The sequence below is a fragment of the Rhodobacter lacus genome (assembly GCF_042683065.1).
Classification (GTDB): domain Bacteria; phylum Pseudomonadota; class Alphaproteobacteria; order Rhodobacterales; family Rhodobacteraceae; genus Rhodobacter; species Rhodobacter lacus.
Map to the genome: position 1 here is coordinate 60,058 of NZ_JBHUIX010000014.1, position 23,826 is coordinate 83,883.

The 23,826-nt window shown below is 65.6% G+C and carries 24 protein-coding genes and 1 tRNA gene; 14 read left to right on the plus strand and 11 right to left on the minus strand.

The annotated features are described in order from the left end of the window. Positions 1-46: 46 nt before the first annotated feature. From ACFSM0_RS15930 to ACFSM0_RS15955, 6 genes are all read right to left on the minus strand, one after another. Positions 47-1,333: an ABC transporter substrate-binding protein gene (locus tag ACFSM0_RS15930; RefSeq protein WP_377392688.1), complete on the minus strand. Its 1,287-nt coding sequence runs from the start codon at positions 1,331-1,333 to the stop codon at positions 47-49. 62 nt (positions 1,334-1,395) lie between these two features. Continuing rightward, positions 1,396-2,472, minus strand: coding sequence for a branched-chain amino acid ABC transporter permease (locus tag ACFSM0_RS15935; protein ID WP_377392690.1), 1,077 nt, complete (start codon positions 2,470-2,472; stop codon positions 1,396-1,398). Between the two features lie 49 nt (positions 2,473-2,521). Then, positions 2,522-2,707, minus strand: coding sequence for a hypothetical protein (locus ACFSM0_RS15940; RefSeq protein ID WP_377392692.1), 186 nt, complete (start codon positions 2,705-2,707; stop codon positions 2,522-2,524). A 162-nt stretch (positions 2,708-2,869) separates the two neighbouring features. After that, complete coding sequence (locus tag ACFSM0_RS15945; RefSeq protein ID WP_377392695.1) at positions 2,870-3,856, minus strand: branched-chain amino acid ABC transporter permease; 987 nt, start codon at positions 3,854-3,856, stop codon at positions 2,870-2,872. Next, on the minus strand, positions 3,849-4,667 hold the full coding sequence (locus ACFSM0_RS15950) for an ABC transporter ATP-binding protein (protein ID WP_377392698.1): 819 nt from the start codon (positions 4,665-4,667) through the stop codon (positions 3,849-3,851). Before ACFSM0_RS15950 ends, ACFSM0_RS15945 begins: the two co-directional genes overlap by 8 nt. Continuing rightward, a complete protein-coding gene (locus ACFSM0_RS15955; protein WP_377392700.1) occupies positions 4,664-6,829 on the minus strand; it encodes an AMP-binding protein in 2,166 nt (721 codons plus the stop codon). Before ACFSM0_RS15955 ends, ACFSM0_RS15950 begins: the two co-directional genes overlap by 4 nt. A gap of 210 nt (positions 6,830-7,039) precedes the next feature. On the opposite strand from ACFSM0_RS15955, the gene ACFSM0_RS15960 reads away from it, so the two are divergent. The 5 genes from ACFSM0_RS15960 to rnhA all read left to right on the plus strand — a co-directional run bounded on the left by ACFSM0_RS15960 (position 7,040) and on the right by rnhA (position 11,757). After that, complete coding sequence (locus tag ACFSM0_RS15960) at positions 7,040-8,944, plus strand: PAS-domain containing protein (RefSeq protein WP_377392702.1); 1,905 nt, start codon at positions 7,040-7,042, stop codon at positions 8,942-8,944. Further along, positions 8,941-9,645: a response regulator transcription factor gene (locus tag ACFSM0_RS15965; protein WP_377392704.1), complete on the plus strand. Its 705-nt coding sequence runs from the start codon at positions 8,941-8,943 to the stop codon at positions 9,643-9,645. Before ACFSM0_RS15960 ends, ACFSM0_RS15965 begins: the two co-directional genes overlap by 4 nt. Before the next feature lie 90 nt (positions 9,646-9,735). Beyond that, positions 9,736-10,686, plus strand: coding sequence for a 4-hydroxy-3-methylbut-2-enyl diphosphate reductase (gene ispH / locus ACFSM0_RS15970; RefSeq protein WP_377392838.1), 951 nt, complete (start codon positions 9,736-9,738; stop codon positions 10,684-10,686). Positions 10,687-10,693: 7 nt separating this feature from the next. Then, positions 10,694-11,296 (plus strand): LysE family translocator, encoded by a 603-nt coding sequence (locus ACFSM0_RS15975; RefSeq protein WP_377392706.1) that lies wholly within the window; start codon positions 10,694-10,696, stop codon positions 11,294-11,296. Then, complete coding sequence (gene rnhA / locus ACFSM0_RS15980) at positions 11,296-11,757, plus strand: ribonuclease HI (RefSeq protein WP_377392709.1); 462 nt, start codon at positions 11,296-11,298, stop codon at positions 11,755-11,757. Before ACFSM0_RS15975 ends, rnhA begins: the two co-directional genes overlap by 1 nt. Here rnhA and ACFSM0_RS15985 read toward each other — a convergent pair. Further along, positions 11,754-12,470 carry an LrgB family protein gene (locus ACFSM0_RS15985; protein WP_377392713.1) on the minus strand — a complete coding sequence of 239 codons (717 nt, stop codon included), beginning with the start codon at positions 12,468-12,470 and terminating at the stop codon, positions 11,754-11,756. The two genes, rnhA and ACFSM0_RS15985, sit on opposite strands and share 4 nt — an antisense overlap. After that, entirely contained in the window at positions 12,463-12,819 is a 357-nt protein-coding gene (locus ACFSM0_RS15990) for a CidA/LrgA family protein (protein ID WP_377392716.1), read from the minus strand. The genes ACFSM0_RS15985 and ACFSM0_RS15990 overlap by 8 nt, the downstream gene beginning before the upstream one ends. Positions 12,820-13,002: 183 nt before the next feature. Here ACFSM0_RS15990 and smc point away from each other — a divergent pair, with 183 nt between their 5' ends. From smc to ACFSM0_RS16015, 5 genes are read left to right on the plus strand one after another with little or no spacing between them, the layout of a single operon-like run. Further along, complete coding sequence (gene smc / locus ACFSM0_RS15995) at positions 13,003-16,461, plus strand: chromosome segregation protein SMC (RefSeq protein WP_377392719.1); 3,459 nt, start codon at positions 13,003-13,005, stop codon at positions 16,459-16,461. A gap of 54 nt (positions 16,462-16,515) precedes the next feature. Continuing rightward, positions 16,516-16,980 carry a YbjN domain-containing protein gene (locus tag ACFSM0_RS16000; protein ID WP_377392722.1) on the plus strand — a complete coding sequence of 155 codons (465 nt, stop codon included), beginning with the start codon at positions 16,516-16,518 and terminating at the stop codon, positions 16,978-16,980. Between the two features lie 12 nt (positions 16,981-16,992). Beyond that, positions 16,993-17,454, plus strand: a complete 462-nt coding sequence (locus ACFSM0_RS16005; protein ID WP_377392725.1) for a RidA family protein — start codon at positions 16,993-16,995, stop codon at positions 17,452-17,454. Further along, entirely contained in the window at positions 17,454-18,212 is a 759-nt protein-coding gene (locus ACFSM0_RS16010) for a glycerophosphodiester phosphodiesterase family protein (RefSeq protein WP_377392841.1), read from the plus strand. The genes ACFSM0_RS16005 and ACFSM0_RS16010 overlap by 1 nt, the downstream gene beginning before the upstream one ends. A gap of 48 nt (positions 18,213-18,260) precedes the next feature. Then, positions 18,261-19,424 (plus strand): GNAT family N-acetyltransferase, encoded by a 1,164-nt coding sequence (locus tag ACFSM0_RS16015; RefSeq protein WP_377392728.1) that lies wholly within the window; start codon positions 18,261-18,263, stop codon positions 19,422-19,424. Positions 19,425-19,459: 35 nt separating this feature from the next. On the opposite strand, the gene ACFSM0_RS16020 is transcribed toward ACFSM0_RS16015, so the two are convergent. Continuing rightward, positions 19,460-19,948 carry a peroxiredoxin gene (locus ACFSM0_RS16020; RefSeq protein ID WP_377392731.1) on the minus strand — a complete coding sequence of 163 codons (489 nt, stop codon included), beginning with the start codon at positions 19,946-19,948 and terminating at the stop codon, positions 19,460-19,462. A gap of 74 nt (positions 19,949-20,022) precedes the next feature. On the opposite strand from ACFSM0_RS16020, the gene ACFSM0_RS16025 reads away from it, so the two are divergent. The 3 genes from ACFSM0_RS16025 to ACFSM0_RS16035 are packed head-to-tail and all read left to right on the plus strand — an operon-like array spanning position 20,023 to position 22,438. Next, a complete protein-coding gene (locus ACFSM0_RS16025) occupies positions 20,023-21,219 on the plus strand; it encodes an NAD(P)/FAD-dependent oxidoreductase (RefSeq protein ID WP_377392734.1) in 1,197 nt (398 codons plus the stop codon). Continuing rightward, positions 21,216-21,779, plus strand: coding sequence for a 16S rRNA (guanine(966)-N(2))-methyltransferase RsmD (gene rsmD / locus ACFSM0_RS16030; RefSeq protein ID WP_377392737.1), 564 nt, complete (start codon positions 21,216-21,218; stop codon positions 21,777-21,779). Before ACFSM0_RS16025 ends, rsmD begins: the two co-directional genes overlap by 4 nt. Then, positions 21,776-22,438: an HAD family hydrolase gene (locus ACFSM0_RS16035; protein ID WP_377392740.1), complete on the plus strand. Its 663-nt coding sequence runs from the start codon at positions 21,776-21,778 to the stop codon at positions 22,436-22,438. The genes rsmD and ACFSM0_RS16035 overlap by 4 nt, the downstream gene beginning before the upstream one ends. Before the next feature lie 99 nt (positions 22,439-22,537). On the opposite strand, the gene ykgO is transcribed toward ACFSM0_RS16035, so the two are convergent. Next, a complete protein-coding gene (ykgO, locus tag ACFSM0_RS16040) occupies positions 22,538-22,663 on the minus strand; it encodes a type B 50S ribosomal protein L36 (RefSeq protein ID WP_013069105.1) in 126 nt (41 codons plus the stop codon). A 63-nt stretch (positions 22,664-22,726) separates the two neighbouring features. Next, a tRNA-Val gene (locus ACFSM0_RS16045) sits at positions 22,727-22,801 on the minus strand. Positions 22,802-22,958: 157 nt separating this feature from the next. On the opposite strand from ACFSM0_RS16045, the gene ACFSM0_RS16050 reads away from it, so the two are divergent. Beyond that, a complete protein-coding gene (locus tag ACFSM0_RS16050) occupies positions 22,959-23,825 on the plus strand; it encodes an N-formylglutamate amidohydrolase (protein WP_377392745.1) in 867 nt (288 codons plus the stop codon). Position 23,826 lies beyond the last annotated feature (1 nt).

The window sequence follows — 23,826 nt, forward strand, 5'->3', positions numbered from 1 at the left end:
GCGTCCTCCGGGGGGAAACCCCCGGCCCGAAGGCCGGGGAGTTGGGTTACTGGCAGCGCGGCGTGATGCCCGATTCTGCGGCAAAAGCCGCCGAATCCTCGGCAATCAGCGGGTCGAGCACCTCGGCATCCGAGGTGATCCAATCCGAGACGGCGCTCCATTTCTTCGTGCCCGCATCCCATTGCAGGATCATCGCCGAGCCCGGGCCGCCGTGGTCGGCGCAGCTGGCGTGGATTTCCTGCGCGAAGCCCGGCAGGCCAAGCTCGGTCAGACGCGCCTCGGTGAGGTTGAGGTTCTCGAAGCCCTCGCGCACCTCATCGGGCGTCACCGCGGCATGGCCCGCCATCTCTTGCGCGGTGCGGATCGCCTCGGAGATGATCATCGCCGCATACATGCCGCGCGAATAGAGCACGTTGCCGAGGTTGTCGCCCGCGCCCGCGGCCTTGCCCGGATCGAACACATATTGCTTGAGGTCCGCATAGATCGGGAATTCGTCGCCGACGCCGTGGAAGCTGATCGACTTGTAGCCATTGGCCTTGTCGCCCGCGGGGCCCACGTCATTCTCCGAGCCCGACCACCAGACACCGATCATGTGCTCCATCGGGAAGCGGATGTTGACGGCCTCCTGAATCGCCACCTGGTTCATCACGCCCCAGCCCCACATCAGCACGTAATCGGGCTTGTCGCGGCGGATTTGCAGCCATTGCGACTTTTGCTCCTGGCCGGGCGGGTCAACCGGCAGCAGGCTCAGGCTGAAGCCGTGCTTTTTCGCCAGTTCCTCAAGCGTGCGGATCGGCTCCTTGCCATAGGCAGAGTTGTGGTAGACAAGCGCGATCTTCTTGCCCTCAAGGCTGCCGCCGTTTTCATCGAGCAGATATTTGACCGCAACCGAGGCGCCGTCCCAATAGTTCGCCGGGTAGTTGAAAACCCATTCGAACACCGAGCCATTCGCCGCCGAGGTGCGCCCGTAGCCGGGGGTATAAAGGACGTGATGGTCGGCGGTGACTTTCGGGATCAGCTGATAGGTGATGCCGGTCGAGAGCGGGTTATAGGCGAGCGCCGCCTGCCCCTTGGTGCTCTCGTAGCATTCCACGCCCTTTTCGGTGTTATAGGCGGTTTCGCATTCCGGCACGGCCACTTTTTCGCCGCCGATACCGCCATCGCGCTCGTTCAGCAGCGTGAAGTAATCGGCAAAGCCGTCGGCATAGGGAATGCCGTTGGCGGCATAAGAACCGGTGCGATAGCTCAGGTTCGGCACGGTCAGATCGGCGCTGGCTGTTTGCGCCGAGGCCACGAGGGCCGCTGCGGCCAGTGCGGCAAAGGTCTTCTTCATACGTTCATCCTCCCAATCACGTATTCATTGCAGTCTGCCGGTGCTCCGGCCTTTTGCGCCCCTCAATGCGGGAAGGGCCAAAGTCTCAGTTTTTCCTTGGCGATGCGCCAGAGCTGCGCGAGCCCGTGCGGTTCGACGATCAGGAACACCACGATCAGCGCGCCGACGATCATCAGCTCAAGATGGGCGGCCACATCGGTGGGCCAGCCGAGCGTGCCGACAAGCACGTTCTTGAGGAACACCGGAAGCAATACGAGGAAAGCCGCCCCCGCAAAGGAGCCAAAGATCGAGCCCAAACCGCCGATGATCACCATGAAAAGCACAAGAAAGCTCTTGTTGATGCCGAAGGCCTCGCCCACTTCCGCAGCGCCGAGATAGACCGAGAACAGAAGCGCCCCGGCGATGCCGATGAAGAACGAGGAGACGGCAAAGGCGGTGACTTTGGCGGTGAGCGGATTCACCCCGATGATCTCGGCGGCAATGTCCATGTCGCGAATGGCCATCCATTTGCGCCCGACGGTGCCACGGGTGAGGTTGCGCGCAATGAGCGCCACCAGCGTCAGGATCACGAGGCAGAACAGATATTTGGCAACCGCCGAGGTTTGCGCGCCGGTGATGTAGATGCCCAGCATGGTGCGGTCGGGCGCGGTGATCTGGCCCGAGGCGGAGTAGTTGTAAAACCACGGCACCTTGTTGAAGAGCCAGACCAAAAAGAACTGCGCGGCCAAGGTGGCGACGGCGAGATAAAACCCCTTGATCCGAAGCGACGGCAGGCCAAAGAGCACACCCACGAAGGCGGTGACGCCCCCCGCAAGGATCACATGGAAGAAAAAGGGCACCTCCGGGAAGCTGGTCATCAGCTTGTAGACCGCATAGGCCCCCACAGCCATGAAGCCGCCGGTGCCAAGGCTCACCTGCCCGGCATAGCCCACCAGAATATTGAGCCCGATCGCCGCGATCGCATAGATCAGGAACGGCACGAACACCGCGTTCGCCCAGTAATCATCGACCACGAAGGGCACAACGGCATAGGCTATGAGCATCGCGGCCCAGAACCCCATCCGGTCCAGCCGGATCGGAAAGGTCTGGCTGTCCGCCCGGTAGCTCGTCTTGAAATCGCCTGCCTCACGGTAGAACATCAGCCTCTCCCCCGTTCTTGAATGCGGGGGAGGGCCGATGCCATTCCCCTCAGAAGCCGCGCCGGATCCGCATCCAGGACCAGATCCCGGTGCCGGCGCCGAAGGCGGCCAGTGTCATGTTGATGGTGCGCAGCATCGCCGGTTCTTCCGGCGGGGCGGCAAGCGCGATCCAGCCGAAGGTTAGCGCCGCCAGCCAGCCGACGGTGAAGGCGATGGAACAGGTCTTGAGCGTCATTGCGAAGAGGCCTCCCTACCTCTTGCGCAGCCCCGGTGCCGGGCCGCGCGTGTTGCAACCCATCCCCCCGTTCCGCCTCTCCCTGACGGACCGCGGGAGAGACAGGATGTCGCAGCTCTGCCCGCCGATCAACAGTTTTTTCCTTTTGCATCCGCAGCATGCTCAGACCCTCTCGATGATCCGCTCGCCGAACAGGCCCTGAGGCCGGAACACGAGGAAGAGGAGCGCGAGCACATAGGCGAACCAGTTTTCGGTGGCGCCGCCGATCAGCGGACCGATCCAGAATTCAAAGAGTTTCTCGCCCATGCCGATGATCAGCCCGCCGACGATGGCGCCGGGGATCGAGGTGAAGCCGCCCAGCATCAGAACGGGAAGCGCTTTCAAGGCGATGAGCGAGAGCGAGAATTGCACGCCGGATTTGGAGCCCCACATGATGCCCGCAACGAGCGCCACAAAGCCCGCGATGGACCACACCAGAACCCAGATGAAGCGCAGCGAGATCCCGACCGAAAGCGCGGCCTGATGGTCATCGGCCACGGCGCGCAGCGCCCGGCCCTGTTTGGAATATTGGCTGAAAAGCGTGAGCGCCGCGACCAGAAGCACGGCGACGATGGAGGCGACAATATCGAGATTGTCGATGAAGAAGCCGTAGCCCAGAAGGCTGTCAGTCACCGATTCGATGGTCTCGTTGATGCCCTGCGGCAGGCCGACATCAAGCGTCTTGATATCAGCGCCCCACATCACATCGCCAAAACCTTCAAGGAAATAGGCAAGCCCGATCGTGGCCATGAAGAGGATGATCGGCGCCTGATTGACAAGATGCTTGAGCACCAGTTTTTCGATGAGGAGCGCCATCCCCACCATCACCCCCGCGGTGAGCAGAATCGCAAGGAAGGCCGGCACCTGCCAGGGGAAGGTTTCGAGATGCCCGCCGGTCATCGCATTGATCAGATGCGCAAAGGGCACCTGACCTTTCTGGATGCCAACGAGCGTGAGCGCGGCGAAAAGGGCAAGCACCCCTTGCGCATAGTTGAAGACGCCGGAGGATTTGTAGATCAAGACGAAACCAAGGGCGACGAGCGCATACATCACCCCCGTCATCAGGCCGTTCAGCGCGGCCTCGGCGGCGTAAAGAAGCTGGTCAGTCATGGGCCACCCCCAGATAGGCGTCGATCACATCTTGATTGTTGCGCACCTCGTCGGGCGGGCCGTCGCCGATCTTGCGACCGTAATCCATCACCACCACGCGGTCGGAGAGGTCCATCACCACGCCCATGTCATGCTCGATGAGCACGGTGGTGGTGCCGAATTCGTCGTTCACATCAAGGATGAAGCGGCACATGTCCTCCTTCTCTTCAACGTTCATCCCGGCCATCGGCTCGTCGAGCAGCAGGATCTTCGGCTCGGCGGCGAGCGCGCGGGCCAGTTCCACCCGCTTTTTCAGCCCATAGGGCAGACGGCCCACGGGTGTTTTCCGAATATTCTGAATTTCGAGGAAGTCGATGATCTTCTCGACCTTTTCGCGGTGGGCGTCTTCCTCCTCAGCCGCCTTGCCCATCCAGAGCGCCTGGCTCAGAAGGCCCGATTTCATCAGCGTGAGCCGCCCGGTCATGATGTTGTCGAGCACCGACATGCCATCAAAGAGCGCGATGTTCTGGAAGGTGCGGGCAATGCCGAGGCGGGCGACCTGATAGGGGCGCATGGCCGGGCGCCGCTCGCCGCGAAACCAGACCTCGCCCTCGGTGGGCACATAAAAGCCCGAGATCACGTTCAGCATCGAGCTTTTGCCCGCGCCGTTCGGGCCGATGATGGCGCGGATCTCGCCCTCGCGGATATCAAACGAGATATCCTTGATCGCCACCACGCCACCAAAGCGGAGGGTGATGTTTTTCAACTCCATCAGCACGCCGCCGATCTGGCGGCCATCGGCCGTGATGTAGCCCTCGATCATGTCTTTCATTCCGCGGCCTCCCGGTGAATCTGCCCTTCGGGCGCAACGCTTGCATCTTCGATCCGCAGCGTGGCCTTGATCGCCCCCTTGCGGCCATCTTCGTAGGTCACCTCGGTTTCGGTGGAGATGGTCGTCGCGCCGTCATAGAGCGCGGCAATCAGATCGGCGTATTTCTCGGCGATCACATTGCGGCGCACCTTGCGGGTGCGGGTCATCTCACCGTCGTCGGCATCGAGTTCCTTGTGCAAAACGAGGAAGCGGTGGATCTGGCAGCCCGAAAGCATCGGGTCTTGCGCCACGCTCCGGTTCACCGCGTCGATATGCTCGCGGATCATCTCGTAAACGCGCGGATGCCCGGCCAGCTCCTGATAGCTCGCATAGGCGATGTTGTTGCGCTCTGCCCAGTTGCCGACCGCGGTGAGGTCGATGTTGATGAAGGCGGTGCAGCGATCCCGGCCCGCGCCAAAGACCACGGCCTCAAGAATGTTGGGGTAGAACTTGAGCTTGTTTTCCACGTATTTGGGCGCGAAGAGCCGGCCATCAGCCATCTTGCCCACGTCCTTGGCGCGGTCGATGATGCGCAGGTGGCCGGTGCCCTCCTCGAAGAAACCGGCATCGCCTGTCGCCACCCAGCCCTCGGCATCCTTGGTGGAGGCCGTGCTGTCCGGGTTGTTGTAATATTCGACGAAAGTGCCGGGCGAGCGGTAGAACACCTCGCCGTTTTCGCCGATTTTCACCTCGACGCCGGGGGAGGGCACGCCCACCGTATCGGCGCGCACCTGCCCGTCGGGCTGCTGGGTGATGAAGACGGAGGCCTCGGTCTGGCCGTAGAGCTGCTTCAGGTTGATGCCGAGCGAGCGGTAAAACTCGAAGATCTCCGGCCCGATCGCCTCGCCCGCGGTATAGGCCACGCGGATGCGGCTCAGCCCGAGCGTGTTCTTGAGCGGCGCGTAAATCGTCACATCACCGGTGCGGTAATTGAAATAGTCGCGCAAGGGCTGCGGATAGATATTGAGGATCGGCCCTTTCGCCGTGAAGTATTTGCGGTGCTCCATCGGGTGGCGCAGCCGCACAATGGCAAGGCGCACGGCGTTTTCCACCATCGTCTCGATGGAAAAGCCGATCCCCATGGAAAAGCGGTAAGCCCAGCGCAACCGCCGCCGCAACGTGGGCTTGGAGCGTTTCACCCGGTAGCGCGGCATGCCGAACTCTTCGCCCGTGCCCTTGGCGAATTCCATGAAATGCTTGAAGAGCCCGTGCTTGAGATCGCCCGCATCCTCCATGCGGATCATCACATTGGTGAGCATCGTCTCGAAGATGCGAGGCGGCGCAAAAAAGTAGGTCGGCCCGATCTCGCGCAGATCGGTCATCATGGTGGCGGGGCTTTCGGGGCAGTTGACGCAAAAGCCCGCCACCATCGCCTGTCCGATCGAAAAGATGAAATCGCCCACCCAGGCCATCGGCAGATAGGCGAGCACGTCTTCATCGGGGCCAAGGTGGTCGAAGGCGGCGGAATTCTTCGCCGTTTCGATGATGTTTCTGTTCGAGAGCACCACGCCCTTCGGCTTGCCCGTGGTGCCCGAGGTGTAAAGCATCACGCAGGTGCTGTCGTAGGTCAGCTCCGCGATGCGATCCGCAATCTCGCCCTCATAGCGGAAATGGCCCGCCTTGCCCTCGGCCACGATGTCTTCCAGCGCGTTCATGCGGGAGTGGTCGTATTTCCGCATGCCGCGCTTGTCGGTATACATGACGTGGCTGATATGGTGGATCCGGTGCTCGACCTCGACCACCTTGTCGACCTGCTCCTGATCGCCGCAAACGACAAACCGCGCGCCGCAATGCTCCAGCACATAGGCCATCTCTTCGGCCACGGCGTCTTGATAAAGCGGCACCGGCACCGCGCCGCACATCTGCGCCGCCACCATTGCCCAGTAATGCGCCGGACGGTTGCGGCCGATGATGGCGATATGATCGCCCCGTTCCACGCCAAGGCTCAGAAAGCCCATCGCCATGGCCCGGATCTCATCGGCCGCTTCAGCCCAGGTCCAGCTCTGCCAGATGCCGAATTCCTTCTCGCGATAGGCCGGGCGGTGACCGAACCTTTCGACGTTTTTCGCCAGAAGCGCAGGAATCGACTGGGCGAATTGCTCCGCCACATCTTGATCTGCCATTTTTCCTCCCTCGTGCCGGACGGGCCCCAACTCGGTCGGCGCCGGGTGCGGGCGAGTCTCCCCCTCGTCGGCACCTGTCTCGAAGCTCGCGGGCAAAGGTTTCCTGATTTTTACCCAATCCTAACGAATTCTTGCGCGCGCCGCGGGGGCGCGTTGGGGGCTTTGCGCCGCCGCCATCCGATGCTAGCGATGGGGCGGGAGGGGAGCCCGATGAGCGAGGATGCACGCGCCCGGCTGACGCAGGCGGGGCTCAATCTGATTGGTCAGGCGCTGTCGATCTTTGACAGCGATCTGCGGCTGGCGGTGTCCAACCGGCAGTATCAGGTGATGTTCGACCTGCCGGAGCGGCTTACCCGCCCGGGCACGCCGTTCTCGGAAACGATCCGCTATCTGGCCGAAAAGGGCGAATATGGCGAGGTCGATGATCTCGAGACATGGGTGGCGACGCGGGTGGAGCAGGCGCGGGTCTTTGCGCCGCATTACATGGAGCGCACACGGGCGAACGGGCGTACCATCGCGGTTGAGGGGGCGCCGCTGGCCGAGGGCGGCTGGATCACCGTTTACACTGACATCACCGGGATCAAGCGGCAGGAGGCGCTGTTGCGCGCGCGCTCGGCAGAGCTGTCCGAACAGGTGCTCGACCATTCAGAGCGGCTGGCCGCGGCGAACCGCGAGCTGGCCGCGACCAATGCCGCGCTCGAAGAGACGCAATACGAGCTGATGCAAACCGCGGCGCGGATCCGGCAGGTGACGGAAATGACGCCCGCCCATATCGCGCATATGGGGGTGGATTACATCTACACCTTCTCGAACCGGCGCATCACCTCGGTGATGCCGGGCTCGCTGGATGACCCGGTCGGCCATGCGGCCGAGGCGGTGCTGGGGGCAGAGACGTTCCGGCGCATTCTGCCCGGCTTCTTGAAGGCCTTCGCGGGCGAGGCGAATGTGATCGAGATCACCCATGATCTCTCCGGTCGTCGCATCCGCATTGCTCTGACCCCCGATGCCGGAGAAGATGGCGCGGTGCGCGGGGTCTATATCCTCTCGGCGGATGTGACGCAGGAAACGCAGGCGCGGGCGGCGCTGACGCAATCGGCCAAGCGCGAACTTGCAGCGCAGCTCACCTCCGGCATGGCGCATGATTTTGCCAACCTTCTCACCATCATCCTCGGGCTGCAGGGGCGGTTGATGCGCACCGAAGGAATGCCCGCCGAGGCTTTGGGCGCGGTGCGGGCCACGCTTTCGGCGGCGCGGCGCGGCGGCACGCTCCTTGACCGGATCGCGGCCATTTCCGGCAAGCGCGCGCTGCGCCCTCAGGCGGTGAACCTGCCCGCGCTGATAGTCGACCTTGCCACGATGGCCGCGCCCACGCTCGGCGCGCGCGTCACGGTGTCGATTGATGTCGACGGGCTGGCCGCGCCGATCCTGCTCGACCCCGGCCCGTTGCAGGACAGCCTCCTGAACCTGCTTCTCAACGCCCGCGACGCGATGGGGGCAAAGGGCGGCGCGATCCGCATTGCCGCCCATCCGGTGCAGGATACCTGGATCGAGATTTCCGTCACCGATACCGGGCCGGGCTTCAGCCCGGAGGCGCTCACGCGCGCGCTGGACCCGTTTTACACCACCAAGGGCGGCGAGGGGTCCGGGCTCGGCTTGAGCATGGTCTATGACCAGACCAAACTCGCGGGTGGCACGGTCCGGATCGAGAATTGCGAGCCGGGCGCCTGCGTGACGCTGCGCCTGCCCTTGCGCGTGGTGGAAAGCGGGCTCGCGCCAATGCTGGTGCTGCTGGTGGAGGACGATGCCGATATTCGCGCAAGCGTGCGCGAGATGCTGCGCGGCCTTGGCCATTCGGTGCTTGAGGCGGAAAGCGCCGCCGAGGCGCGCGCGCTTGCGACGCTGCCCGAGATTGGCATGGTGCTCTCCGACATCCAGCTTCCGGGCGGAGAAACCGGCGTGGCGCTGGCCGAGCGGCTGATGGACCGGCTGCCCGTGGCGCTGATGACCTCGCTGCCGCCCGGAGACCGTCTGCGTGCCTCTGCGCCCTGCCCGGTGTTGCAAAAACCCTTTGTCGCGGCGGAACTCGCTGCGCTCATCGCCGGAGTGCCCCGATGACCCTGCCTCATGTCGCCATTCTCGATGACGAGCCCGAGATCCGCCGGATGCTTGTCGACGCGCTCGAAGAGGCGGGGTTCCGCACCACCGCCTATGGCCGTGCGACCGAATTCGAGGCGGGGTTGAAGCGGTCGCAGCCCGATGTCTGCCTTGTCGATCTGGGGCTGCCCGACCGCGACGGGCTGGCGCTGGTGCATCGGCTTGCGCTCGAATCGGGGGCGGCGATCATCATCATCTCGGGCCGCGCCCAGGTGCAGGACCGGGTCACCGGGCTCGAACTCGGGGCGGATGATTACATCATCAAGCCCTTCGATCCCGCCGAGGTGGTGGCGCGGATCCGTGCGCGGCTGCGAAAGCCGCGCCCCGACACGGCTGCCCCGGCGCAAGTGGCCCATTTTGCCGGATGGCAGGCGGCGTTTGACCGCTATGTGCTGATTGATGCCGGAGGGGCGGAGACCCCCTTTTCCCATGCCGAGGGAGAAGTTCTGCGGCTTTTTCTCGACAGTCCGAACCGGTTGATTTCGCGCGCGCAAATGCAGCAGGCGCTGGGCGGCGCAGCGGGGGAAAGCTTTGACCGGGCGATGGATGTGCGGATCTCGCGGCTGCGCACCAAGCTTGGCGAAGACCCGAAGAACCCGCGCCTGATCAAGACGATCTATGGCGCGGGTTATATCTTCCTTGGCGAGGTGCGCTGGGAATAGCCCGCGCCCGCGCCCGATCGCCGCCGCGACAGGGGCGCACTTTACGCGGGCCGCGCGGGGCATTACCTCTGGGGGGCAAAGACGGAGCGCATCATGAAACCTGCCCTTACCCTTTACCTCGCCGCCCCGCGCGGCTTTTGCGCGGGCGTGGACCGGGCCGTGAAGATCGTCGAGATGTCGCTCGAGAAATGGGGCGCGCCGGTCTATGTTCGCCATGAGATCGTGCACAACAAATACGTGGTCGACACGCTCGCGGCGAAAGGCGCCGTTTTCGTTGAGGAACTCGACGAATGCCCGATCGACCGCCCGGTGATCTTTTCCGCCCATGGCGTGCCGAAATCGGTGCCCGCCGAGGCCGAGCGGCGCAACATGATCTATGTCGATGCGACCTGCCCCTTGGTGAGCAAGGTGCATCTGGAAGCCGAGCGCCATGCCGAAGAGGGCCTGCAGATTGTCATGATTGGCCATGCCGGCCACCCGGAGGTGATCGGCACGATGGGGCAACTCCCCGAGGGCGAGGTGCTGCTGGTGGAAACCGCGGCCGATGTGGCAGCGCTTGAGGTGCGCAACCCGGACAAACTCGCCTGGATCACCCAGACCACGCTCTCGGTCGATGACACCGCCGAGGTGGTCGCCGCGCTCAAAGCCCGCTTCCCGAGCCTTGTGGGGCCGGGCAAGGATGACATCTGCTACGCCACGACCAACCGTCAGGCGGCGGTGAAGGCGGTGGCGCCGCAGGTCGAGGCGCTCCTGGTGATCGGCGCGCCGAATTCGTCGAACTCGAAACGGCTGGTCGAGGTGGGCCGCACCGCGGGCTGCGCCGTCTCGCACCTGATCGAGCGGGCCAGCGACATTCCGTGGGACGCGCTTTCCGGGCTCGACAAGGTCGGCCTCACCGCGGGGGCTTCTGCGCCCGATGCGCTGATCGAGGAAGTGCTGAACGCGTTCAAGGATCACTTCGATCTCACCGTCGAGACGGTCGAGACCGCGAAGGAACGGATCGAGTTCAAGACGCCGCGGATCTTCCGCCACGAAGCCTGAGGCCGTGATGAGCTTTGAATTTCTCGTCACCGCGCTTGTCGTTTGCGTCGCTCCTGGCATCGGCGTGGTCTACACGCTTTCGGCCACGCTGGGGCAGGGCTTCCGGGCGGGCTTTCTGGCCGCAATCGGCTGCACCATCGCCACGCTTGTCCACCTTGGCGTGGCAATGGCGGGGCTTGCGGCGGTGCTGCACACCTCTGCGCTGCTGTTCCAGGGCCTGAAATACGCGGGCGTCGCCTACCTTTTGTGGATGGCCTGGGGCACGCTCAAGGGCACGGGCGGGCTCACCATCGCCGCAGCCGATCCCGCCTCGCCTGCGCGGCTGGTGCGGCAGGGCATCCTGCTCAACCTCCTGAACCCGAAACTGCCGATGTTCTTCCTCGCCTTCCTGCCGCAATTCATGGCGCCGAGCGATGGCACAGAGGTGATGGCCGGGCTCGGTATCGTTTTTGCCGCGATCACTTTTCTGGTGTTTATCGGTTATGCGGGGCTTGCGGCCTCGGGGCGGGAGGCGGTGCTTTCGCGGCCCGCCGTGATGGCGTGGATGCGGCGCGCCTTTGCCGCCTCCTTCGCGGCGCTTGGCCTGCGTCTGGCTTTTGAGCGCGCCTGATGAGCGAGCTTTTTGCCTGGACGGACGGAGCCTGCTCCGGCAACCCGGGGCCCGGGGGCTGGGGCGTGTTGATGCGCGCGATGGACGGCGAGAGCGTGCTGAAAGAGCGCGAGCTCAACGGCGGCGAGGCCGACACCACCAACAACCGCATGGAGCTGATGGCGGCGATCTCGGCGCTTGAGGCGCTGACCCGCGCCTCGACCATCACCATCACCACCGATTCGGCCTATGTCAAAAACGGCGTGCAAAGCTGGATCCATGGCTGGAAGCGCAATGGCTGGCGCACCGCGGACAAGAAGCCGGTGAAAAATGTTGACCTCTGGCAGCGCCTCGATGCCGCGCAGGCGCGCCACAAGGTGGTGTGGAAATGGATCAAGGGCCATGCGGGCCATGCCGAGAACGAGCGCGCCGATGAACTGGCCCGCGCGGGCATGGCGCCGTTCAAGCCCGCGAAAGGCTAGAGGAAGAACGGCAGCACAAGCGGCGCCAGCACCGCGGTCAGGATGGCGTTGAGCCCCATGCCGATCGAGGCGAAGGCGCCCGCGGTGTCATGCACCTGAAAGGCGCGCGCGGTGCCGATGCCATGGGCCGCCACGCCGGTGGCAAAGCCGCGCGCGCGCCAATCCGTCAAGCCGAGCGCGTTCAGCATCGGTGTAACGAAAATCGCCCCGATCATGCCGGTGAGCAGCACCAGCACCGCGGTCAGCGTGGGCTGGCCGCCGAGCGCCTCGGAAATGCCGATGGCGACCGGTGCGGTGGCCGATTTCGGGGCGAGCGAGGCCATCAGCACGGGATCGGCGCCAAAGAGCTTGGCGATCCCGAGGGCCGAGGCGACGGCGGTGAACGAGCCCGCAAACAGCGCCGCGATGATCGGCACCAGCGCCTTGCGGATCGCCTTGAGGTTTGCCTGCAAGGGCACAGCAAGGCAGACAGTGGCGGGGCCGAGCATGAAGTGGACAAATTGCGCGCCCTCGAAATAGGCGCTGTAATTGGTGCCGGTGACCCAGAGCAGAAGCGCGAGCAGGATCACTGCGATCATCACCGGGTTGGCAAGCGGGCTGCGCCGGGCAAGGCGAAACACCGTGTCTCCGCCCCAATAGGCAAAGAGCGTGGCGGTGAGCCACAACAGCGGTTGCGACGCAAGATAGGACCAGATCAGCGCGGCATCAGTCATCAGACGCGCTCCCGATGAGGCGGGCGACGAGGGTGAAGGTGACGGCGCCGACGACGATGGCCAGAAGCGTCGAGACCACAAGCGCGATGGCCAGCGCCGGGCCATGCGCGATCAGCGTGGGCATATGCGCCACCACGCCCACGCCCGCGGGCACGAAGAGCAGCGACAGATGGCCCAGCAGCCCTTGCGCAACCGGGCGGATCATCTCCCGCAGCCGCGCGCTCAGGCTGATCGCGAGGGCCATGCCCAGCATGCCGAGCACGGGCCCGGGAAGCGGCAGATGCGCGCCGCGCGAGATCACCTCGCCCGCGAGCTGAAACGCCAGAATGACGGCTAGGGCCGGAACCATGATTCACCCATTATTGGACAAAAAGTCTTACCACTTTAGGGGGTCGGCCTCGCGGTGCAAGCGAAAACCTGTCGATCCTGTGGATAAGCCCCGGTGGCTCGCCACAACGTGAGGGGGTGGCGTTGACTTGCCCTTCGCCTGCCCCGAAAGTGACAGGCCCGCTCCTAGGAATCGGACCCTTCCGTGCGTTTTACCCGGCTTCGTCTCAATGGCTTCAAGAGCTTCGTCGACCCGACCGATCTCGTCATCCATGACGGGCTCACCGGCGTGGTCGGGCCGAATGGCTGTGGCAAGTCCAACCTGCTCGAGGCTTTGCGCTGGGTGATGGGCGAGAACCGCCCCACCGCGATGCGCGGCGGCGGCATGGAAGATGTGATCTTTGCGGGCGCCGCCACGCGCCCGGCGCGCCATTTTGCTGAGGTCTCTCTCTCGATCGACAACAGCGAACGGCTCGCGCCCTCGGGCTTCAACGATGCCGACACGCTGGAGATCGTGCGCCGGATCACCCGCGATGCGGGCTCGGCCTACAAGGTCAACACCAAGGATGTGCGCGCGCGCGACGTGCAGATGCTTTTTGCCGATGCCTCGACCGGCTCGCAAAGCCCGGCTCTGGTGCGGCAGGGCCAGATTGCCGAATTGATCAACGCCCGGCCCAAGGCGCGGCGGCGGATTCTTGAAGAGGCCGCAGGGATCTCGGGGCTTTACCAGCGCCGCCACGAGGCGGAGCTGAAGCTCTCGGGCGCCGAGCAAAATCTGGCACGCGTGGATGACGTGCTTGAGCAGCTCGCCACCCAGCTTGCCGCGCTTGCCCGTCAGGCGCGGCAGGCCGCGCGCTATCGCGACATCGGCACCGAGTTGCGCCGCGCCGAAGGGATGCTGCTCTATCGGCGCTGGCGCGAGGCGGATCAGGGCCGGATCGAGGCAGAGGGTTTCGTGCGGTCGGCGATGATGGCGGCCGCGCAGGCCGAGAGCGCAGCGCGCGCTGCCGCCAAGGCGCGCGGCGAGCTTGAGGAGCGTCTGCCGCCCCTGCGGGAGGAAGAGGCCGTGGCCGGCGCGATTTTGCAGCGCCTTGCGATGCAACGCGAGGCCTTGGGGGAGGCCGAGGCGCAGGCGCAAAGCCGGATTTCCGGGCTCGCCTCGCGCATCGCGCAACTGGATCGGGACATGGACCGCGAGGCGGGGCTGAACCGCGACGCGGGCGAGACGATTGCGCGCCTCGAATGGGAGCTTGGCCAACTCGCCAAGGCCGCCGAAGGGCAGGACGACAAGCTTGAGGCCGCCGCCGAGGCCTCTGCCGAGGCGGCCGCCGTGCTGGCCGAGCTGGAAGCGCAATTGAGTGAGCGCACCGAGGATGTGGCGCGGCTTGCCGCGCGCCATGGCTCGGCGCAACGGCTTGTGACGGATGGCCGGGCCACGCGCGCGAAAGCGGAGACAGAGGCGAGCCGGGCGGAGGCCGCGGGGGCGGAGGCGGAGGCGGCGCTGGCCCGCGCCGAAGAGGCTTTTGCGGCGGCGCAGGTGGCACAGGAAGAGGCGCAAGAGCGCGCCGAGGCCGCCGAGGAAGCCCTTGCCGCCGCCGATGAGGCCCGCGCCGAGGTGCAGGCGCGCGAGAGTGCGGCCCGTGCCGCGCGCTCGGAGGCCGAAGGCGAGGCCGGGGCCTTGCGCGCGGAAGTGGCGGCCCTCGGGCGGCTTGTGGAGCGCGAGGCCGCGAGCGGGCATCAGCTTCTTGACCGTCTCAAGGTGACGCCGGGCTATGAGGCGGCGCTTGGCGCGGCGCTTGCCGATGACCTGCGCGCCCCGGAAATTGACCCCGAGGCGCGGTCGGGCTGGACCATGCTTCCTGATTACCCGACGCTGCAGCTTCTGCCCGCGGGCATCGAGGCGCTCTCCAGCCATGTCGAGGTGCCGCCGGTGCTCGCGCGCCGGATTGCGCAGATCGGGCTGGTGGCCGATGCCGCCGAGGGCGCCCGGCGGCAGGCCGAACTGCGCCCCGGGCAAAGGCTGGTCTCGCTTGCGGGCGATCTGTGGCGGTGGGACGGGTTTCGCGCGGGTGCCGAAGATGCGCCGACTGCCGCGGCGCTGCGGCTGCGCCAGCTCAACCGGCTGGTGGAGCTCAAGCGCGACCTTGAAGAGGTCGCGGCGCGGGCCGAGGGGGCGCGGCAGGCGCATGAGCTTCTGTCACGCGCCCTGACGCAGGCCTCCGAGGCAGATGCGCGCGCCCGTGAGGCGCGCCGCAGCGCCGACACGCGCCTTGCCGAGGCGGGGCGGGCGCTCTCGCGCGCCGAGGCAGAGCGCTCGATTTCGGGCGGCAAGCTTGAGGCGGCACGGCTGGCGCAGACGCGCCACCGCGATGCGGCAGCGCTTGCCCGCGAGGCGCTGGAGGAGGCCGAGGCGCAGCTTGCCGGTTTGCCCGATCTTGATGCCGCGCGGGCCACCGTCGAGCGCATCAAACTGACCGTCGAGGCGGCGCGGGTGACGATGCTCACCCGCCGCTCTGCGCATGACGAGATCCGCCGCGAGGGCGAGGCGCGGTTGCGCCGCCGTCAGGAAGTGACAAAGGAGCTTTCGGGCTGGCGGCACCGGCTGGAAACCGCAGAAAAACGCTCGGCAGAACTGGCCGCGCGGCGCGAGGAGGCGGCGGGCGAGCTTGAGGATGCCGCCGCGGTTCCCGAAGAACTGGCCGCGAAGCGCGAGGATCTGAACGAGGCGATCGAGGCCGCCGAAGAGCGCCGCACCATCGCCGTCGACCGGCTTGCCGAGGCGGAAGCGGCGGCGCGCGAGGCCCAGATCGCCGAGCGCGATGCCGAGCGGCTGGCGGGAGAGGCGCGCGAGGGCAAGGCCCGCGCCGAGGCCCGCCTTGAGGCGGCACGCGAAACGCTCGCCCATGCCGTCGAGCGTATCAACGACGCCACGGATCTTGCGCCGGAGGCGCTTTTTGCAACGCTTGAAACCGCATCCGAGGAGCTTCCGTCTGCCGAGCATCTGGAGGCCGAGGTGGCGCGGCTCAAACGCGCCCGCGAGGCGCTTGGCGCGGTCAACCTGCGCGCCGAGGAAGATGCCCGCGCGGTCTCTGACGAGCATGATGCCTTGGCAAAGGAAAAGGCTGACCTTGAAGAGGCGATCCGCAAGCTGCGCTCGGGCATTTCCGGGCTCAACCGGGAGGGGCGCGAACGGCTGCTCACCGCGTTTGAACAGGTCAACGAGAGCTTCCGCACGCTTTTCACCCACCTTTTTGGCGGCGGCGCGGCGAGCCTGCAACTCGTCGAGAGCGATGACCCGCTTGAGGCCGGGCTCGAGATCATGTGCCAGCCTCCGGGCAAAAAACTCTCCACGCTGAGCCTTTTGTCGGGGGGCGAGCAGACGCTCACCGCGATGGCGCTGATCTTTGCCGTGTTCCTCGCCAACCCGGCACCGATCTGCGTGCTCGACGAGGTGGATGCCCCGCTCGACGATGCCAACGTGACCCGCTTTTGCGATATGCTGGACGAGATGACCCGGCGCACCGACACGCGCTTTCTTGTCATCACCCACCATGCGGTGACGATGAGCCGGATGGACCGGCTCTTTGGCGTGACGATGCAGGAACAGGGCGTGAGCCAACTGGTTTCGGTCGACCTCAAACGGGCCGAACAATTGGTCGCCTGATCTGGCCAAACCGGGCGCAAGCGCCTAAGGTCGCGCCAAAGCAAGGAGGTATGGATGAAACGCAGCCCGTTCGCGCTTTCGCTTGTCGCGGCGCTTTTCCTTGGCGCAGCACCCGCACCGGCCCAGGTGATGGGCGACCCGGATGTGATCCAGAGTTTCCTGCAAACCTACGGCCTGCAAGTCAGTCGCGATACCGACAAATCGGGCGATCCGCGGCTGTCGAGCCGGATCGAGGGCACCAACTTCAAGGTCTATTTCTACGGCTGTCAGAAGGGCGTGTGCGATTCGATCCAGTTCTCGGCCGGGTTCGATCTCACCAAGCCGATGAGCGCGTGGAAGATCAACGAATGGAACCGCAAGAAGCGCTTCGGCAAGGCCTATCTCGACGACGAGGGCGACCCCTATATCGAATATGACGTCAACCTCGACTTCGACGGTTGCGGCGGGCGCAATTTCGACGACACGATCGACCTGTGGCGCGTTGTGCTGAGCGAGTTCAAAGACTTCATCGACTGGTAAACAGAGGACCAAATGGCATCCGACATCGAAGCGCGGCTGAGCGCGCTCAATATCACCCTGCCCGAAGCACCGATGCCGGCGGCAAACTATGTGCCCTTCGTGCGCACGGGCAACCTGCTCTTTGTCTCCGGCCAGATCTCGGCGGGGCCGGACGGGCTGATCACCGGCAAGCTCGGCACGGATCTCTCGGTCGAAGAGGGCGCGGCGGCGGCACGCCGCTGCGGGCTTGCGCTGATCGCGCAGGCGCGCGCCGCGACGGGCGATCTGGACAAGGTGAAGCGCGTGGTGAAGCTTGTGGGCTTTGTCAATTCCGCGCCCGATTTCACCGATCAGCCGAAGGTGGTGAACGGCTGCTCCGATCTGATGGTGGAAGTGTTCGGCGAAGCCGGGCGGCATGCCCGCTCGGCGGTCTCTGCGGGCGCGTTGCCGATGGGCGTTGCCGTCGAGATCGAGGCGATCTTCGAGGTCGAATGATGGCCGTGCCGCTTCCCGAGGCTTTCCTCGGCCGCCCGATCGCGCATCGGGCCTATCATGACCGCAGCGCAGGTCGGCCGGAAAACAGCCGGGCCGCGGTGCGTGCCGCGGTGGCGGCGGGCTACGGGATCGAGATCGACCTGCAGCCCTCCGCCGATGGCGTGCCGATGGTGTTTCATGATTATGACCTGCGCCGCCTGACCGGGCGCACGGGGCGGGTGCGGGGCCTCACCGCCGCCGAACTGGGCGCAACAGCGCTCACCGGCGGCGACGAGGGCATTCCGACTTTGGCCGAGGTGCTCGAGATTGTTGCGGGGCAAGTGCCACTTCTGGTCGAGATCAAGGATCAGGATGGCGGCATGGGCCCCGAAGTGGGCGCGCTCGAGGAAGTGGCGGCGGCACTCCTGAAAGGTTATGCGGGCCCGCTTGCGGTGATGTCTTTCAACCCGCATGCGGTGGCGGCCTTCCATGCGCTTGCGCCAGAGGTGGCGATCGGGCTCACCACTTCGGCCTATGATCCAGAGGGCTGGCCGCTCCTTCCGGCGAAGACCCGCGATCATCTGCGGATGATCCCGGATTTCGAACGCTTGGGCTGTTCCTTCATCTCGCATGAGGCCGCCGATCTTGGCGCGCCGCGGGTGGCGGAGCTTGCGCAGAAGGGCGCCGCGATCCTGTGCTGGACGATCCGCAGCCCCGAGGCCGAGGCCGCGGCACGCCAGATTGCGCGGAACATCACCTTCGAAGGCTACGCGGCTTGACCAATCCCCCGCGCGCTCCATCCTCTTTTGGGATATGCGCGGGGGATCATGCAAAATAGCGTAGAGATCACACTCCATTCCCGAATTTCGGATATCCCCGAACAAGACTGGGACGCCTGCGCCTGCCCCGAGGCAAAAGACGGCTCGCCCCCGTTTGACCCGTTCACGCGGCATCGGTTTCTGGCGGCGCTGGAGGCTTCGGGCTCGGTCGGGCCCGGCACGGGCTGGTCTGCGCAGCATCTGGTGGCCCGCATCGACGGCGCGGTGATCGCTGTCATGCCGCTTTACCTGAAAAGCCATTCTCAGGGCGAATATGTGTTCGACCATGCCTGGGCGGATGCATTCGAGCGCGCCGGGGGGGATTACTATCCCAAGCTTCAGGGTGCGGTGCCCTTTACGCCGGTGCCGGGGCAGCGCCTGCTGTGCCGCGCCGGGCTTGAGGCGGCGGGGCGCGCGGCGCTCCTTCAGGGGCTCGCGCAACTCACCATGCAAAACCGGCTCTCTTCGGCGCATCTGACCTTCTGTTCCGCCGCGGAGGCCGAGACGGCCGAGGCGTTAGGCTGGCTGCACCGCACGGGGCTGCAATTTCACTGGGAAAACCGCGGCTACGCCAGCTTCGAGGATTTTCTCGCCACGCTCGCCTCCCGCAAGCGCAAGGCGCTGCGCAAGGAGCGTGAAAAGGCGCAAGCCTTTGGCGGCACGATCCGCGCGCTGACGGGGGACGAGATCGCGCCTGCGCATTGGGCGGCGATGTGGGCCTTTTATCAAGACACGGGCGCGCGCAAATGGGGCACGCCCTATCTGACCCGCGCCTTCTTCGACGCGCTTCACGAGATGCGCGACGATATCTTGCTGATCCTGGCCGAGCGCGATGGCCGCCCGGTTGCCGGGGCGCTCAATTTCATTGGCCGAGAGGCGCTCTTCGGGCGCTACTGGGGCTGCCTTGAAGATCACGCCTTTCTGCATTTCGAGCTTTGCTACCATCAGGCAACGGATTGGGCGATTGCGCGGGGTCTCCAACGCGTCGAGGCGGGGGCGCAGGGCGAGCACAAGCTCGCCCGTGGCTATCTGCCCGTCACGACCCATTCGGTCCATTTCATCGCCCATCCGGGGCTGCGCCGCGCGGTCGAGGATTATCTCGAACAGGAGCGCGCGGCGGTGGCCGACGATATTGAAGGGCTGACCGAGCTTGGCCCCTTCAAGGCGGGGTGAGGGCCGGGGATCCCCGGCCCTTCTGTCTGTTCTGCTCAGATCGCGTCGAGAAGGCTCTCGCCCGCGGAAATCTCGCAGGTGCCGGGGCTTTCTTCGCGGTGCAGCACCTTGACCACGCCATCTTCCACCAGCATCGCATAGCGCGCCGAACGATGGAGCAACCCCGCCGGAGGGGCAGAGAAATCCATGCCGATCGCCGTGGTGAAGGCGCTCTCGGCATCGGCCAGCATGGTGATCCCCGCCGCCGTCGCCCCGGTGCTTTCACCCCAGGCGGCCATCACGAACGGGTCGTTGACCGATAGGCAGATGATCTCATCCACGCCCTTGGCGTCGAACTTGCCCTTGGTGCGGATGAAGCTCGGCACATGCGCGGTGGTGCACACGCCGGTATAGGCGCCCGGCACCGCGAACAGCACGACCTTGCGGCCCGCCAGTTTGGCCCCCAGATCGACCGTTTCGGGGCCGCTCTCGCCCAATTTCAGAAGCGTCGCGCCGGGAAGCTTGTCCCCAACCGTAATACTCATCTCCGTCTCCCTTCGCATTGCTATGACTTGCGGGAAGGATATAGGAGGGACACAACGACTGACCAGAGGAAGACATGAGCGGGATCGTGATCATCGGCGGCGGGCAGGCGGCGGCGGCGCTTGCGGCGAAACTGCGCGGGCTCGGGTATCCGGGGCCGGTGACCCTTCTTGGCGCCGAGCCGGTGCCGCCCTATCAACGCCCGCCGCTCTCGAAAGGCTATCTGCTTGGCACCATGCCGCTGGAGCGGCTGACGCTGCGCGGCGACGACTGGTACGCGGCGAACGGGATCACCCTGCGCACCGGCGCCGGGGTGACGGCGATTGACCGCGCGGCCAAAGAGGTCGTGCTGGGCGAAGAGCGCCTCTCTTATGACCAGCTTGCGCTGTGCACCGGGGCCATGCCGCGGACCCTGCCCGCGGCCATCGGCGGCGATCTGGCGGGCGTTCACACGGTGCGGACGCTCGCCGATGTCGATGCCATGGCAGGCGACTTTGTCGCCGGGCGACGGCTCGTGGTTGTTGGTGGCGGCTATATCGGGCTGGAGGCGGCTGCGGTGGCGGCGAAGCTTGGCCTGACGGTGACGCTGGTCGAGGCGGCGCCGCGGATCCTTGGCCGGGTGGCAAGCGCCGAGACGGCGGCAGCGATCCGCGCCCTGCATCACGCGCATGGGGTCGAGATCATCGAAGGCGTGGGCCTTGCCCGGCTGACCGGCGAGGGCCGCGTGAGCGCGGTCGCGCTTGCCGACGGGCGCGTGATTGCGGCCGATTTCGTGATTGTCGGGATCGGTGTGGCGCCGGAAACGGAGCTGGCCGAAGCCGCGGGGCTCATGATCGAGAATGGCATTGCGGTCGATGCGGAGGGGCGGACCTCCGACCCATTGATCTGGTCTGCGGGGGATTGCGCGTCCTTCCCGGGGCCGGAGGGGCGGATGCGGCTTGAATCGGTTGGCAACGCCATCGACATGGGCGAGATCGTGGCGGAGAACATGCTGGGCGCCGCAAAGACCTATGTGCCCAAACCCTGGTTCTGGTCGGATCAGTTCGATGCCAAGCTGCAGATCGCGGGCCTCTGCACCGGCTACGACCAGGTGGTGACCAAGGAAATCGACGGGAAATCCTTCTGGTATTTCCGCAACGGCCAACTGATCGCGGTCGATGCGCTCAATGCGCCGCGCGCCTACATGATCGGCAAACGGCTGATTGAGGGGGGCAAGGTTGTGCGCCCCGAGGCCGTCGAAGCCGCCACGGATCTGAAGGCGCTGATGGCATGAGGATCATTGGCGGCGAGCGGCGGGGGCTGAAGCTCACCGATGTGGGCGCGGGCGATGCGGAGGCGCATTTGCGCCCCACCACCGACCGGGTGCGCGAAAGCATCTTCAACCTGCTGATCAATGGCACCCATGGCAACCCGATTCCGGGCGCGCGTGTGCTTGACCTCTTTGCCGGCACCGGGGCGCTCGGCCTTGAGGCGCTGAGCCGTGGCGCGGCGCGGGTGGCCTTTGTCGATGACGGCACCGCGGCGCGGGTGCTGTTGCGCAAGAATGTGGAGCTGATGCGCGCCATGGGCGTGACCGACATCTGGCGGCGCGATGCCACCAATATGGGTCCCTGCCGCGGCGCGGGCTATGGGCTCGTGTTTCTTGATCCGCCCTATGGCATGGGGCTGGGCGAGAAGGCGCTTGCCTCCTGCCTCGCCAATGGCTGGATCGCGCCCGGCGCGATGGTGGTCTGGGAGGAAAACACCGCCCCCCTCGTGCCCGCGCCCCTCGAAGAAATCGACCAGCGCCGCTATGGCGACACGCTCGTGACCCTTGCCCGGATGCCTTCATGACCATCAAAGCCGTTCTCTTTGACTGCGACGGGGTGCTCGTCGACAGTGAACCCGCCACTTTTGCCGCGCTTCAGATCGAGCTGGCCGCCCATGGGCTGCACCTCGGCATGGATGAGATGGAGCGGCTTTTTATCGGCGGCACGATGGAGAAGCTGCGCCAGACCGCGAATACGCTTGGCGCCGGGCTGCCGCCCGAATGGGTGGGGGCGTTCTACGAGAAACTCTATGCGCATCTGCGGCAGGGCACGCCCACGATGCCGGGGATCGCGGCGCTGCTGGACCGGCTCGATGCGGCGGGGGTCGTTTATGCCGTGGGTTCGAACGGGCACCGCCGCAAGATGGAGGCCACGCTCGGCCAGCACCCCGCCCTTTGGGCGCGGCTCAAGGACCGGCTCTTTTCCGGTCAGGAACTCGGATGCCCCAAGCCCGATCCGGGGCTTTACCTGCATGCCGCGGCCTTTCTGGGCCAGCCGCCCGAGGCCTGCGTGGTGGTGGAAGACAGCGCCACCGGCGCGCGCTCGGCGCTGGCGGCGGGCATGCGCTGTTTTGGCCTCGTGCCGCCCGGGGCCTCGGCCCATGCGCGCGAAACGCTCACGGAAGTGGGGGCGGAGTTGATTGCCGATCTGGGCGAGATCCCGGCGCGAATCGGGCTGGCCTGATCTGCGCCGGCGACGATTGGGCAAGTAATTTGCGCATAGCCAAAAGAAAAAGGCCGCCGGGTTGCCCCTGCGGCCATTCTAACCTGCTCGAAGCAAGCCTCAGCCCTGACGGGCTTTGAAGCGCTTCTGCGTCTTGTTGATCACGTAGACGCGGCCTTTGCGGCGCACGATCTGGCAATCGCGATGACGCTGCTTGAGCGAGCGGAGCGAGTTGCGGACCTTCATCGGCCTTCTCCTGTTCGCGGCGACGTGCGCCTTGAAAGCAAATGCCCCAGAAGGGGCGGTGAATGGTGGGCGGTACTGGGATCGAACCAGTGACCCCTACGATGTCAACGTAGTGCTCTACCGCTGAGCTAACCGCCCGAAAACCTTACACAGCCCGCCGCCATCCTCTCCGAAAAGAAAGGACGCGGGCCAAACCGCGTCGGTCTGGCGGTCTATAGAAGGAGTCGCGGCGGCTTTCAAGGCCCTTTTGGCAGGAAAAGAAATTGGTGTAAGCTCCCTAGCGCAAGGAGAGTCCATGCCCCAGGCAGAGCTATCATCGCCAGCGTTCCGGTTGCATCTTCCCGAGCCTCTCAGCTCGGGCGCCGTCTTTGCATCCCCGCATTCGGGGCGGTTTTATCCGCCCGATTTCATCGATGCATCACAGCTTGACCTGCTCCGGCTGCGGTCCTCCGAAGATGCATTCGTTGATCAGTTGCTCGGGGCCGTGCCCGATCATGGCGCAACCCTGATCGAGGCGCTTTATCCGCGCGCCTATGTCGATCTCAACCGGGGCGAGGACGAGCTTGATCCGGCCCTGATCGAGGGGGTGGCCCGTGGCTCGGGCGGCTCGCGCGCGGCGATGGGGCTGGGCGTGATTCCCCGCGTTGTGGCGGGCGGGCGCGAGATCTTTCGCGGCCGGATTCCGCGCGCCTCTGCCGAGGCGCGGTTGAACGGCGTTTGGCGCCCCTACCACGCGCAACTTCAGGCCTTGATGCAGGCACGCCGGGCACAGTTTGGCCGGGCCGTCCTGTTTGATGTGCATTCGATGCCGAGCGAGGCCACCACCCCGCGCAGCCGCGTGAGCGAGATCGTGCTGGGGGATCGGTTTGGCACTTCGGCCCGGGCCGAAACCATGGCGCAGGTCGAAGCGGCGTTTCGCTCTGCGGGCTTCAGCGTGGCACGCAACACGCCCTTTGCCGGCGCGTATATCGTCAGCCGCTACGGTCGCCCGACCGCCGGGCTTGAAGTGGTGCAGATCGAGATCTCGCGCGCGCTTTACATGGATGAGGAGCGGGTCGAGCCGTTGCCGCATTTCGAGCTGTTTGCGCATCTGATTGGCGCGGTCACGGCCGAACTCGCCGATCTGGTGCGCGCCGGGGCCGAACCGCTCGCCGCCGAATAGG

What these genes read in the sequence shown, in the direction of transcription:
- ACFSM0_RS15930 (WP_377392688.1), bottom strand. Translation starts at nt 1,333, where the DNA reads ATGAAGAAGACCTTTGCCGCACTGGCCGCAGCGGCCCTCGTGGCCTCG.
- ACFSM0_RS15935 (WP_377392690.1), bottom strand. Translation starts at nt 2,472, where the DNA reads ATGTTCTACCGTGAGGCAGGCGATTTCAAGACGAGCTACCGGGCGGAC.
- ACFSM0_RS15940 (WP_377392692.1), bottom strand. Translation starts at nt 2,707, where the DNA reads ATGACGCTCAAGACCTGTTCCATCGCCTTCACCGTCGGCTGGCTGGCG.
- ACFSM0_RS15945 (WP_377392695.1), bottom strand. Translation starts at nt 3,856, where the DNA reads ATGACTGACCAGCTTCTTTACGCCGCCGAGGCCGCGCTGAACGGCCTG.
- ACFSM0_RS15950 (WP_377392698.1), bottom strand. Translation starts at nt 4,667, where the DNA reads ATGAAAGACATGATCGAGGGCTACATCACGGCCGATGGCCGCCAGATC.
- ACFSM0_RS15955 (WP_377392700.1), bottom strand. Translation starts at nt 6,829, where the DNA reads ATGGCAGATCAAGATGTGGCGGAGCAATTCGCCCAGTCGATTCCTGCG.
- ACFSM0_RS15960 (WP_377392702.1), top strand. Translation starts at nt 7,040, where the DNA reads ATGAGCGAGGATGCACGCGCCCGGCTGACGCAGGCGGGGCTCAATCTG.
- ACFSM0_RS15965 (WP_377392704.1), top strand. Translation starts at nt 8,941, where the DNA reads ATGACCCTGCCTCATGTCGCCATTCTCGATGACGAGCCCGAGATCCGC.
- ACFSM0_RS15975 (WP_377392706.1), top strand. Translation starts at nt 10,694, where the DNA reads ATGAGCTTTGAATTTCTCGTCACCGCGCTTGTCGTTTGCGTCGCTCCT.
- rnhA (WP_377392709.1), top strand. Translation starts at nt 11,296, where the DNA reads ATGAGCGAGCTTTTTGCCTGGACGGACGGAGCCTGCTCCGGCAACCCG.
- ACFSM0_RS15985 (WP_377392713.1), bottom strand. Translation starts at nt 12,470, where the DNA reads ATGACTGATGCCGCGCTGATCTGGTCCTATCTTGCGTCGCAACCGCTG.
- ACFSM0_RS15990 (WP_377392716.1), bottom strand. Translation starts at nt 12,819, where the DNA reads ATGGTTCCGGCCCTAGCCGTCATTCTGGCGTTTCAGCTCGCGGGCGAG.
- ACFSM0_RS16000 (WP_377392722.1), top strand. Translation starts at nt 16,516, where the DNA reads ATGAAACGCAGCCCGTTCGCGCTTTCGCTTGTCGCGGCGCTTTTCCTT.
- ACFSM0_RS16005 (WP_377392725.1), top strand. Translation starts at nt 16,993, where the DNA reads ATGGCATCCGACATCGAAGCGCGGCTGAGCGCGCTCAATATCACCCTG.
- ACFSM0_RS16010 (WP_377392841.1), top strand. Translation starts at nt 17,454, where the DNA reads ATGGCCGTGCCGCTTCCCGAGGCTTTCCTCGGCCGCCCGATCGCGCAT.
- ACFSM0_RS16015 (WP_377392728.1), top strand. Translation starts at nt 18,261, where the DNA reads ATGCAAAATAGCGTAGAGATCACACTCCATTCCCGAATTTCGGATATC.
- ACFSM0_RS16020 (WP_377392731.1), bottom strand. Translation starts at nt 19,948, where the DNA reads ATGAGTATTACGGTTGGGGACAAGCTTCCCGGCGCGACGCTTCTGAAA.
- ACFSM0_RS16025 (WP_377392734.1), top strand. Translation starts at nt 20,023, where the DNA reads ATGAGCGGGATCGTGATCATCGGCGGCGGGCAGGCGGCGGCGGCGCTT.
- rsmD (WP_377392737.1), top strand. Translation starts at nt 21,216, where the DNA reads ATGAGGATCATTGGCGGCGAGCGGCGGGGGCTGAAGCTCACCGATGTG.
- ACFSM0_RS16035 (WP_377392740.1), top strand. Translation starts at nt 21,776, where the DNA reads ATGACCATCAAAGCCGTTCTCTTTGACTGCGACGGGGTGCTCGTCGAC.
- ykgO (WP_013069105.1), bottom strand. Translation starts at nt 22,663, where the DNA reads ATGAAGGTCCGCAACTCGCTCCGCTCGCTCAAGCAGCGTCATCGCGAT.
- ACFSM0_RS16050 (WP_377392745.1), top strand. Translation starts at nt 22,959, where the DNA reads ATGCCCCAGGCAGAGCTATCATCGCCAGCGTTCCGGTTGCATCTTCCC.